Genomic DNA, 11,350 nt, shown 5'->3' with positions numbered 1-11,350 from the left:
AGCCCACTCCTCCAACTTGATCACCCCTCCAGACTTACGGAAGGGGGTCAATCCCAATCCGCCGACAGAGGGTCAGTCTCAAGCCGTCGTCGACACGAGTCACCCTTCCTCGCCGTCGAGCAGGTCGCGGCGCCACTCCGCGAATCGGCTACGGAGATCGTCCAGCGCTGGGCCGGTGATGCCGTACTGGGTGAAGTCGTCGGAGTCGAGCTGGGCGGCTTGTCCGAGGGCGTCGGCGAAGATGCGCGGGTCGAAGCCGCGGTCGGCGCGCTGCGCGAGGGTGAGGAGGGCTTCGCGGGTGTAGCGGCCTGACCGCAGGGTGGCGTCGATGTCGATGAAGTCCCGGGCGAACGCTCGCCCGTAGAGGGCGCTCATCTTGTTCGCTACCGCGTCGTCAGGGTGGAGGACGGGTCCGATCGCCATGAGGATTGGTTCGTTGGCGCGCCAGTCCACGCCGAGTTCGACCTTGGAAACCCGGGTGCCGTCGGTGACGGCCAGCCGGGCGAACGTGTCGTATTGCCGCTCGGTCTCGACGGTGAGGCCGTCGTTCCGGTAGGCGTGCACGACGGCGGTGACCGCGGCGGTGAACTCGTCGCGGCGGTCCCAAGCGGTGAACAGGTCGACGTCCTCACTGGGCCGCTCCAGCAGCCCGGCCGCCTGCACCGCGTAACCGCCGGCCAGTGCGAAGCCGTATCGATTGGCAGCCGCGAGCCCGGTACGGGCGAGGCGTTCGTGGAACGGGTCCACCGCTATGCCGCGTTGCTGCGGGTCGCGGCGAGTTCGGGGAAGGCGTCCTCCCAGCGCTGGCGAAGCTGGGGCGGCAGCCAGAGGGTGGGCCAGAGCTGCCGGAGGAGGTCGGCGTCGAGCCAGGTGTTCAGATCCTCGACGGTACTGGCTTCGGTGAGGACCACCTTGTACATGCTGGCCAGGCGTGCGGGCCGGTTGAGGTCGTACTCGGCGTGCCCGGACCAGTCGAGATGACGCGGAAGCGTCACCGTGCCCGCGGTCGGGCCATGCAGATCGGCGAGAGTCGCGGCCACCACGTAGGGCTTCCGGTCGCCGTAGGGCCGGTAGTCCGCCGGCGGCTGGGGTGACGTCCTGCGTCGGCTGAGATTGGTCGCCCGCCGGACTTCCGGTCGTAGCGCCTGGCGGATCGTCTCCCGGCTGTACCCGGTGACCCGTTGCAGATCCACCGGCCGCCAGCCGGCGGCGTGGAACGCCCGCAGCTGCTCGTCCCGCTCGGTCAGCGCGGCGGCCCGCGTCGCCTCATACCGGGAGACGACCGCCTGCAGCTCATCCTCGGAGAACCGGCCCATGGCCCGTAAGCCTACCAGGCTAGGCCCAGCGCGCTTGGCTTACGTCGTAGCTCTGTAGCCGGCGGACCAGTCATGATGATCGCGATTGATGCGCTCATGTTCTGGTGAAGCCGAGGGCCCGGTATCCGGGCATGCGGCGTGGGAGTGAGGCGGCGAGGATTGGTGTGGCCGGGTCGTGGTAGTCGTGGACCTCGGCGAGGTCCTTGCCGGGCGCGGCGCGGATAACGCGGCCGGCGCATTGGACGAGTAGGCCGTCGTAGGAGATCGGGCCGGCGAGGAAGAGGGTGTCGAGGGCGGGGGCGTCGAAGCCTTCACCGATGAACGGTGTGGTGCCGACGACAAGGAGGCCGTCGCCGGCCTTGGCGCCGTCGAGCCGGTCAACGATGGCCCGCCGTTCGCGGGTGCTCATCGCGCCTTGGAGCACAAGCGCCTGATGTCCGCGTGCGGCGAGTAGGGCGGTGAGTGCCTCGACCTGGGCGACCCGGCGGGTCAGCACGAGACAGTTGCGACCGCGGGTCAGGGCCGCGGCGACATCGTCGGCGATCTGGGTGTTGCGGGGCTCGTCGAGGGCCAGCCTTCGGTGCACCTCGGCGAGCGCGCCGGGCGCGTCCAGGTCGACGTCGCCGGGTTGGAATGTGGTCTCGTGGATGAACAGCGCTCGACGGGGTCCGGCGTCGGTGTGCATCGCGGCCGCGAGGGTGCCTTGTTCCTCGTCGGTCAGGGTGTGGCGGACGGGTCCGAGTTGCCAGGTGACGAGTTGGCCGAGGCCGTCGCGTCGGGTGGGGGTGGCGGTGAGGCCGAGCCAGAACTGCGCAGCGACTCGTTTGACCGAGTGCTCGTAGGCTGCGGCGCCGAGGTGGTGGCATTCGTCGACGATGACGTGCCCGTACCCCTGGGTCAGGGTGGCGACGTCGTCGCGCCGGGCGAGGGAGGGCAGCAGCGCGATGTCCACGGTGCCGGTGAGCTTGCGTCGGCCGCCACCGAGTTGACCGGGCTTGATGCTGAGGAACTGCTCGACGCGGGTGCGCCACTGGTCGGCTAGGGCTTTGCGGTCGACGAGAACCAGGGTGGAGGTGCTGCGTTCGGCGATCACGGCGCAGGCCATGACGGTCTTGCCGGAGCCGGGTGGAGCGACCAGGATCCCGTCGTCGTGGGCGAGCAGAGCGCCGACCGCGTTGGCTTGCCTGCTGGTGAGTTCGGCGGTGAACGCGGCGTCGATCTCGGTCCCGGAGTTTCGTACGTCCGTGACGGCCAGCCGTGACCCGGCGCGCTCGACGATCGTGGCGATGGTGTGCCGCAGGCCCCTGGGGAGGACCAGGCGGTCATCGAGGGTGAGGTCGTAGCCCTGGATGAAGCGTGGGGTGTCCCAGGTGGACTTACGTAGCCGCTGCAGCTCGTAGAACTTCGGGTTGGTCATGGCGGCGGCGTGCTTGAACGTCGCCAGCGCGGCGGGCGTGAGCTGCCTGGCGTCGATGCTCAGCCCGGCACCGGCCTCCGCGTGGACCACCGCAGGGAGCGGAGGGTGGACCTGGGTCGCGGTGGACCGGCTCATCGTCGCGACGTCCGCGCCGGTGAGGGCGTGCTTGGCCTGCCGGGCGACGTGTTCGGCGTCGCCAGGGCTGAGCCGATCCAGCGTCGACAGGAACGCCCACTGGTCGGCGTACGGCTCGAGGGTGCCGAGGTCGAGGAAGGTGGTCAGTCCGTCCTTGCGGCGGCGACCCTGAAGCGGCGCGGCGATGAGGTTGCCGAAGCCACCCTCGGGCAGCACGTCCTGGTTGGGGAACAGCCGGTCGTACGAGCGGAGGTCCATCGACCCGCGCAGCACCATCGCCTCACGGAGAAGGACGGTGCCGAGGGACCGCGCGGTGGCCGCGGGAACAGCGCCGGTGAAGAAGACCCACACGTGGGCGCCGCGGCCCGACTGGGAGATCTCCAACGCGGCGGGCACCGCGCTGGCCCGTGCCGCCTTCACGTACGCGAGGGCGTCGAGCATCGCCGTCGGCCCGTCGAAGTCGGCCACGACGAAGTGGCAGGTGTTGCCGGGCATCAGCGGGTACAGGCCCATGAACACGTCGCCGACCAGATGCGCCGCGACGACCTCCGTCGTGCGGGGCAGGTAGGTGGCACCCCGCCGGTCCATACCCTTACGCCAACCGCCCGCGACCGCGGGCATCCACCCGGCAGCGCCGGTACGGGCGTTGTCCCACCGCACGGCGTACACGTCGGCCCGGGCCCGGAACCGGTCGGCGAACAGCGCCAGCTTGTCCCGAGTCGGCGAAGCCATGGTGACCAGCCCTGGCGGCTCAACCGGAGCGGACAACTGCTCCGGCGCCGCAGTCGTGTCCTGGCCGCGCAGCTCCAGCAGACGCGCCAGCCGGGCGTTCTCCGCCCGTAACCGCTCCACCTCCCGCCGAAGATCGACGGACTCGGCCACCGAACCCATGCCGACCATCCTCGCGTATCAGGCTCCGAACACCTCGACACCGGTCCGCTATCCTCCGCCGATGGCATCGAAGGGGACCGCCGCGTTGGAGGCGATGATCGAGGAAGCCACCGTCGACACGGACGGTCACGAGGACGAGCGTGCCGGCCTGTTCGCCATGATCGAGGAGCATCTGGCGGTGCCGTTCACCACCACCGTCCTCGGCGTCGAGGTCACCATAGGCAAGATCGAGCTGGCCGCGGACAGCATCGTCGCGGTCTGCGCCCGAGGCCGCCACCGGCAACGTGTCGGTCTTCTCGACCTTCCGCTACTCACCCCTATGCCGGACGGTGCCGCGTGGATCGATGCCTACCGGCACTGGGCCGGGAGGTAGGCCACGGTGAGCGAGTACCAGTACTACGAGTTCACCGCCGTCGACCGTCCCCTCACCGGCCGGGAGCGGGCCGAGTTGCGGTCGCTGTCGACACGGGCCGACATCACTGCCACCAGCTTCGTCAACACCTACGAGTGGGGCGACTTCAAGGGCGACCCTCGCAAGCTGATGGAACGGTACTTCGACGCGCACCTGTACCTGGCGAACTGGGGCACCCGCCAGCTCATGCTCCGGCTACCGAAACAAGTGCTCGACCCCGCCACCGTCGCCCGGTACTGCCAGGGCGACAGCGCATCCGCGTGGACTGCCGGCAAGCATGTCATCATCGACCTCCACGACGAGGACGAGGACGGCGCGGACGAGTGGGACCTCGACGGCCACGGCCTGCTCACCTCGATCATCCCGGTCCGGGCCAGCCTCGCCGCCGGCGACCTGCGCCTGCTCTACCTCGCCTGGCTGCGCTGCGTACAGTCCGAGGAGATCACCGACGACGAGCCCGAACCGCCCGTCCCCGCCGGGCTGGACACCCTCGACGCGCCCCTCACCGCCGTCGCCGAGTTCCTGCGCATCGACCCCGACCTGATCGCGGCCGCAGCGGCCGGATCGCCGCCGGACGCCTGCGGTGAACCGACCGCCGCGCAACTACGCACCTGGGTCGTCGGGCTGCCCGCCCAGGACAAGGACGCCATCCTGGCCGAGCTGATCACCGGCGGCGACAGCCATCTACGAAACCGACTACTGCGCAGCTACGGCGACGCGCATCCCATCGACGCGTCCACCCCGACGGCCACCCGTACTGCCGGTCAACTGCTCGCCACCGCCGCGGAGCTGCGCGCCGTGCGGGAACGACGGGACGCCGAGCAGCGGGAACGCGACCGGATCCGCCGCGAACGGTCCGCAGCAGCCGCCCGGCAACGGCACCTCGACACCCTCGCAGTCGACCAACCCGCCGCCTGGCAGCGAGTCGACGAACTCATCGCCACGAAGAAGGCCCGCGAGTACGACACCGCTGTTCAACTCCTCGTCGACCTGCGCGACCTCGGCGAACGCGACGAGGACAGTTCGTCGTTCCAGCACCGGCTGGCCGAGCTGCGGGTGGCGCACGCCCGCAAGCCCAGCCTGCTCGAACGCCTCAACCTCGCAGGCTTCGACACCTGACGGCGTGGTTCGCCGCCGGGTGAGCTGACCATCATTGCCTGCACGCGCTGCGGTTCTCGCGCCGGCGCCACGGCCTCAGACGTCGACCGTCGGCCTGCAACAAGGACGGCGTGGGCGGCCATAGTGTGGTGTGAGGCATCAAGTATGGCCGTCGGACGAGGAACTGTGGTCCTCGATCACCGCCGGTGACGAGGCGGCGTTCGGTCGGCCCTTTGACCGATACTCCCGTCCGGTCTACAACCACGCGTTCCGGCTGACCGGGTCGTGGCCGACGGCTGAGGACGTCACTCAGGCGACGTTCCTCGTCGCGTGGCGCCGCCGGCACGACGCCCGACTCGTGGACGGATCGGCGCTGCCGTGGCTGCTGGTCGTCGCCACGAACGCGGTCCGCTCCGAGTGGCGATCGGGGCGCCGATGGCGTGCGCTGCTACGGCGTCTACCAGCGGAGCGGTACGCCGATGGTGACCTCGCGGACGAGGTTTCCGCGCGGCTGGACGACGAGCGGCGGATGGCTGAGGTCCTCTCGGTGGTCCGCGGATTGCCGCCGGCCGAGCGGGAGGCGGTGGCGTTGTGCCTGTGGTCCGGCGTGTCGTACCCGGACGCGGCGGCCGTGTTGGGCATCAGCGAGGTGGCGGTGCGGTCGAGGGTGAGTCGTGCACGCAGCCGCCTGGCCCGCTTGATGCCGCAGGAGATCCAGGAGGGGAAACGGTGAACGACATTCTCGACCTGCCCGCGGAGCGGGACCTGCCGCCGGAGGCGGCGCTCGCGATGCGGGCCCGGATTCTCGGCTTCGTGAGCCCGCCTCCGGCGCGTACGCCACGACTGCGGATCGCCGTGGCTGTGGCGGCGCTGCTGGCCGTGGCGTCCGGGGCCGCGGCGGTGGCGTGGGACCGGCCGGACCGCTCGACCGTACAGGTGCTGGCCATGGGGCCCGGGGAGCTGTCGCCGACGCTGCAGGAAGCGGCGGAGCGGTGCCTGCAGTGGGACTCCCCGCAACGACAGACCCGGCAGAATCCGGGTGAGCGACCCGTCCCGGTGTCCCTGGCCGACCTGGCGGTGGCTACCGAGCGAGGTGACCGCGCGCTGGTGTTGTTCATGAACGACGTCGGCTACGCCACCTGCGACGTGGAAGGGGCGGGAACACCCCGGGAGTCCGGCGGGGGCGCCACTGAGCCGTGGCCGCACGGTGACCTGCTGCCCGGGCCGGTGCAGCGGCTGCTGCTGACCTCCACCGAAGCCGACGGCGGGGACGTCAGCGTCAGCGGCCGGGTCAGCAGCCGCGTCCACCGGCTCGTGCTCGACCACGGTGACGGCCACACCACCACAGCACGACTTTCCGAAGGCGCGTTCGGCCTGATGACCAGCGATGCCCGACTCAAGGCCGGCAACGACCCTGAACTGGTCAGCTACGACGCCCACGGGACGGAGATCGACAGGCGCCCGCTGTTCCAGGCCGAAGACGAACTGGCGCACTGCTATGCGGGTCCGGACGGGAAGCCGATCTACGGCAAACCGACCAGCGGTTGCCGACCCGCCGAGAAGTGGCGAGGGTAGCCGCCGTCGGAGGCTGACCGCTGCCCCGGGGCGTGGGTCGTCACTCACGGGTCAGCCCCGGCGGCAGCGCGTCCTCGCCGGGTCGGACCTGGCGGGCGTTGGCCACCGGGTCACGTTCCAGGGTGTGAATCAGTGGTGCCGGGCCGCCGACGCAGGTCCAGGTGTCGTCCCAGAGCGCGGAGACCAGCCACGACCGGTCCGCGGGAAAGAACAGGTCGGGTAGCGCTCCGCGGCCGTGGCGCATGTGACCACCGGTCCGCCAGGTGAGAGCTTGCTCGGGACCGGCCTGGACCAGCACGTACGGCCAGTTCCAGTAGAGGAACACCCTCGGGGCGTGGGGGAAGACGACGTCGTGGGCGCCGGTGTCGAGGTAGGCCAGCCACCACGGCTGGTCGGGCGTGTGCGTGGTGAGGTGCGCGATGAGGGCGTGCTCGTAGGCGGTGGCGGTGACGTCGTCGGTCTGGTACGTGGTGGCGTAGGCGTCGAAGACCGGCGGGATGGCGGTGGTGATCGAGACGCCGGCAGTGGTGTGACCCGCGATCCAGCTCACGTCGTCGGTGGCGCCGACGCGCCAGTCCCGGCCGTCCTTGCTGACCTGCACACCGCTATTCAAGCCGCTGGGGCGGCGGTTGGCGTGGGAATCAGGCCGGTCTCGGAGCGGCGGCCGGCAACCAGCCGTCGTGGGCCACGATGCCGTACGCCTGCCCTGCGCGCGGTGGAGCGCTGATGCTGCGCAGGTCCCGCACATCGTGTCCGGGATGCCGGCCGGCGACGGCGGCAGGCTCAGGGTTGCCGCGCCCGCGGCGCCGGGGGTGGGTATGGCTGAAGTGTGTTCCGCCGTGATCGTGGCTGAGCCTCGAGGTGCCACCCACTTCTCGCTCCGCGGGCGGGCCGGGTTGAACGAGCGCGGCACCGACAGCCGTAGACCCTGATGCCCGGGAGCGGTGGGTATGGCTGCGTGTGTTTCGTCGAGATCGCTTGGCTCACGGTAGGAGATGCCACCCGCCGCTTCGTCGTCTGCGAGATTCGGTAGACCGCTGATGGAGATCCGCGACCTGCGTTCGCCTCGTGAGAAGGTGTCGGCAATTCCGAATCCACAGACGACGGGCCGACCGAGAAACCCGACCAAGCGAAGGAGCGCAAGGGTGGCGAAGCTGTGGATCGGCGTGGACATCGGCAAAACGCACCACCATGTCGCCGCCGTCGACGGTGACGGCCGGCTGGTCTACTCCCGCCGGGTCGCCAACGACGAGACCGCGCTCCTGACGGTCATGGCCGAGGTGTCGACGCACGGCCGTCCGGTCTGCTGGGCGGTCGACGTCACCACTGGCCTGTCGGCGCTGCTGCTGACCCTGCTGTGGCGCCGGCAGGTCCAGGTCCGCTACGTCTCTGGCACGGTCGCGTTCCATATGGCCGCGGCGTTCGCCGGGGAGAACAAGACCGACGCCCGCGACGCGGTGGTCGTCGCTCAGACCATCCGCATGCGCCCCGACATCCCCCTCCTTGAACCGTCTGACCGGCTCCTGGCCGAGCTGACCGTGCTGACCGGTTACCGCTCGGACCTCGTCGGGCAGCGCGTTGCCACCCTGTTCCGCCTGCAGGAACTCCTCACCGGCATCAGCCCCGCCCTCGAACGGGCCGTGGACCTGAACCGGAAGGCCCCGATGATGGTCCTCGCCTGTTGGCAGACACCGGCCGCGATCCGCCACGCCGGCGTCGACCGCATCACTGCCCTGCTCCGCCGCGGGCACGTCAAGAACGCCACCCAGGTCGCCGAGGCGATGGTCACCGCCGCCCGCCAGCAAACCGTCACCCTGCCAGGGCAACGCGCCGCCGCCGTGGTCGTCGGGCAGATGGCCACCGAGATCCTCGCCCTCGAACAACGCATCGCCGCCGTCGACGACCTCATCGCCGAACACCTCGACCAGCACCCCCTCACGCCGATCATCGGGAGCCTGCCCGGAATGGGAAACCTGCTCACCGCCGAACTGCTCGTCCACACCGCCGGCATGACCGAGTACGACAGCCCTACCAAACTCGCCGCCCACGCCGGCCTGGCACCTGTCTCCCGCGACTCCGGAACAATTTCCGGCAACCATCGGCCGCCCCGCCGATACCACCGCAGGCTGCGACACATTCTCTGGATGGCCGCCTTCACCGCCGCCCGCGAATGCCCCACCTCACGCGCCTACTACGAGAAGAAACGCGCCGAAGGAAAGAACCACCGCCAAGCCATACTCGCCCTCGCCCGACGACGCGTTGACGTTCTCTGGGCACTCATCCGCGACCGTAAGACATTCGCTCGACCGGCACCGGTGATCCGCGCGGCAGCTTGAAACAGACGGCTCCCCGCCGGCGCGAGCCCATCGCGCCGGCCGATCCACCCTGCCCACCAAGATCAACCGGAGTCACATGGAGACTCCGGGTGTGGTCCTGGGCTGGGCGAACAGGGGGCCGGGTGACGTGGGTGAACGTGGGCCACTCCCTGCCACCCCAGGTGAACCCCCAGGTCGCTAGACTAGGCCCTCGCGCCCTCGTAGCTCAGGGGATAGAGCATCGGTTTCCCAAAACGACGCTCCGCTTGTGGCCGCAGGCCGATGATCTGCGGCTCTTCGTTTTCTTTCTTGGTGTGCTGGTCGCAGCGCGGCGTAGCTGTGGTCGCTTGCTGAAGATCAGCAGAAGCGCTGTGGCCCCTGTGTGCGTGCTTTCGCTTCTGGCGACCCCTTCCGTAGGGCCGCCTCGGCTTCGTGCCGTCGATGGATGGCGGCGTCGTTGCGTTGGGAAACGTCAGCGGCGTGGTTATCCGCCGACGTGGCTGCCGGGTCGGCGGGTGGGGTCCGACGGGGTGTCGACGCACTCGGGCACCTCGGGACGCGCCGCACCGGGCAGACGCCCGCCGCGATGCGTGCTTGCGGTGTTACGCCCCCGAGCGCGAGTCATCTGCCTGCACCCAACTGATCGCCGCTGCCGGTCCTGATCATCGAGCCGCCCGGTGCCAGCGCCCTCGCGGCAGCGGACAGAGTACCCAGCAACGCCCAAAGGCGCCGAACCGCGTTCGCGGTGACCAGCCGCGGGTCGGGCACCACGTGCGGAGTCGCCGCCGGCAACCCCGACAACAACGCCTTCTCCGCTTTTTGCCATTGTCGCAGGTCGTCACCGCTGGGCTTCTCCGACGTTGCGCCCGACTGCTGGCGGAAAACGGGGACCCGGCGCAGTTCGTGGGCCGCACCTGTCTCCGCATCCGACGTGATCTCCAGCGAGTCGTCGCCTTACGCGCCCCGGCGGAGCCCGTGGGGATCCGGGTCGACGGTTGGGCCGGGCGTGAACCACAATCGGCTGTGCTCGCGAAGATCCTGCCGGAGGGCGTAGCTGTCGCGGAGTTCCTGTGCGACCCGCCCGAAGCGCGTCCGTACCCGCAGGAGGCGGCAGCCGTCGCAGGGGCGGTGCCGGAGCGTCGCCTGGAGTACGCCACCGTCCGGCACTGTGCCCGGCTTGCGCTCACCCAACTGGGACTGCCGCCGGTGGCCGTGCCGAGCGGCCCCGACCGGGCCCCGATCTGGCCGGCCGACATCGCGGGCAGCATGACGCATTGCACAGGGTACCGGGGCGCGGCGCTGGCTCCGGTCACGCTGCTGGACTCGATCGGCATCGACGCCGAGCCGCACGAGCCACTTCCCGACGGACTCCTGCGCCTGATCGCCCGTCCCGACGAGCTGCCCGGTCTCGCCGCCCTGCGCTCGGCCCGACCCGACGTGCATTGGGACCGGCTGACCTTCAGTGCCAAGGAGTCCGTCTACAAGGCATGGTATCCGCTGGTGCGGCGCTGGATCGGCTTCGAGGACGCCAGTTTGCGCTTCGACCCGGTCGCCGAGACCTTCACCGCGACCGTGCACCAAGCGGGGGAGAGCGTCGCCGTCGGCCCGCTGTCCGTGTTGACCGGCCGTTGGCGGATCGTCCGAGGGCTGCTACTCACCGCAGTGGTCGTGACCGGTCAAGACCGTCGGTGTACCGGCGATGCATGACAAGCAAAGTGGTATTGCCCGACACCGGTGCCACTGCCAGTATCATCCGCGTGGAGTTCCCCTCCGGCGACGCTGGTCGGGCTGGAGAAGACGTTCGCGTTCAACCTGTCCGGGTCGAACTCACCGAAGCCGAACGTCCACCGGTTCAGATCGGGCGGGGCCCAGGTCGGTAGCCGGATGCAGGCTGAAGGAGCGGAAGTTGCCGGCCCGCGACATCGCGTGCACCTCGGTCATTCCGGAAGCACCACAGGTATCCACGGCGAACACATCCCCAGCACCGGCGGAGACGGGCGCATGGGCGGTCGCCGGTGCGACCGCGAGGGCACCACCGATCATGAGGGCGATCGCCACTGAGGTTCTCAGACCCTGGTCACGCCACACGCCAGCCTCCTTCTTAGTGAGTGTTTGAGATTTGGGGTGTGGCGGCGTGTCGGGTTGAGGTGAGGGAAGGCCCTCGGTAGGTCCGGTGGTGTCGAGCCAACCG

At 69.9% G+C, this 11,350-nt stretch carries 11 protein-coding genes; 6 read left to right on the top strand and 5 right to left on the bottom strand.

Features of this window, described 5'->3' with window-relative positions:
• Positions 1-99 precede the first annotated feature (99 nt).
• From FB455_RS33700 to FB455_RS33690, 3 genes are all read right to left on the bottom strand, one after another.
• Positions 100-747, bottom strand: coding sequence for a nucleotidyl transferase AbiEii/AbiGii toxin family protein (locus FB455_RS33700; protein ID WP_047891456.1), 648 nt, complete (start codon positions 745-747; stop codon positions 100-102).
• A 2-nt stretch (positions 748-749) separates the two neighbouring features.
• Positions 750-1,316: a hypothetical protein gene (locus FB455_RS33695; RefSeq protein ID WP_091044878.1), complete on the bottom strand. Its 567-nt coding sequence runs from the start codon at positions 1,314-1,316 to the stop codon at positions 750-752.
• A gap of 94 nt (positions 1,317-1,410) precedes the next feature.
• A complete protein-coding gene (locus FB455_RS33690) occupies positions 1,411-3,759 on the bottom strand; it encodes a DEAD/DEAH box helicase (RefSeq protein WP_128136117.1) in 2,349 nt (782 codons plus the stop codon).
• Positions 3,760-3,820: 61 nt separating this feature from the next.
• On the opposite strand from FB455_RS33690, the gene FB455_RS33685 reads away from it, so the two are divergent.
• From FB455_RS33685 to FB455_RS33670, 4 genes are all read left to right on the top strand, one after another.
• Positions 3,821-4,132 (top strand): hypothetical protein, encoded by a 312-nt coding sequence (locus tag FB455_RS33685; RefSeq protein WP_334459781.1) that lies wholly within the window; start codon positions 3,821-3,823, stop codon positions 4,130-4,132.
• A 6-nt stretch (positions 4,133-4,138) separates the two neighbouring features.
• Entirely contained in the window at positions 4,139-5,290 is a 1,152-nt protein-coding gene (locus FB455_RS33680; protein ID WP_145755792.1) for a hypothetical protein, read from the top strand.
• Between the two features lie 130 nt (positions 5,291-5,420).
• Positions 5,421-6,002 carry an RNA polymerase sigma factor gene (locus FB455_RS33675; RefSeq protein WP_145755791.1) on the top strand — a complete coding sequence of 194 codons (582 nt, stop codon included), beginning with the start codon at positions 5,421-5,423 and terminating at the stop codon, positions 6,000-6,002.
• The gene (locus FB455_RS33670; protein WP_145755790.1) at positions 5,999-6,844 is read left to right on the top strand and encodes a hypothetical protein; all 846 of its coding nucleotides are present in this window, start codon (positions 5,999-6,001) and stop codon (positions 6,842-6,844) included. Before FB455_RS33675 ends, FB455_RS33670 begins: the two co-directional genes overlap by 4 nt.
• A gap of 40 nt (positions 6,845-6,884) precedes the next feature.
• On the opposite strand, the gene FB455_RS34500 is transcribed toward FB455_RS33670, so the two are convergent.
• Positions 6,885-7,445, bottom strand: a complete 561-nt coding sequence (locus FB455_RS34500) for a hypothetical protein (RefSeq protein WP_186466481.1) — start codon at positions 7,443-7,445, stop codon at positions 6,885-6,887.
• Between the two features lie 544 nt (positions 7,446-7,989).
• On the opposite strand from FB455_RS34500, the gene FB455_RS33655 reads away from it, so the two are divergent.
• Positions 7,990-9,180 (top strand): IS110 family RNA-guided transposase, encoded by a 1,191-nt coding sequence (locus FB455_RS33655; protein ID WP_145755788.1) that lies wholly within the window; start codon positions 7,990-7,992, stop codon positions 9,178-9,180.
• 1,002 nt (positions 9,181-10,182) lie between these two features.
• Entirely contained in the window at positions 10,183-10,866 is a 684-nt protein-coding gene (locus tag FB455_RS33650; RefSeq protein ID WP_186461705.1) for a 4'-phosphopantetheinyl transferase family protein, read from the top strand.
• Positions 10,867-10,986: 120 nt separating this feature from the next.
• On the opposite strand, the gene FB455_RS33645 is transcribed toward FB455_RS33650, so the two are convergent.
• A partial coding sequence (locus tag FB455_RS33645) for a hypothetical protein (RefSeq protein ID WP_222434159.1) occupies positions 10,987-11,350 on the bottom strand: 364 nt, incomplete at its 5' end.

It is taken from the genome of Micromonospora sp. CNZ296 (assembly GCF_007827635.1).
Note: the sequence above shows the minus strand (reverse complement) of the source record. Positions and strands in the feature narration are given on the sequence as shown.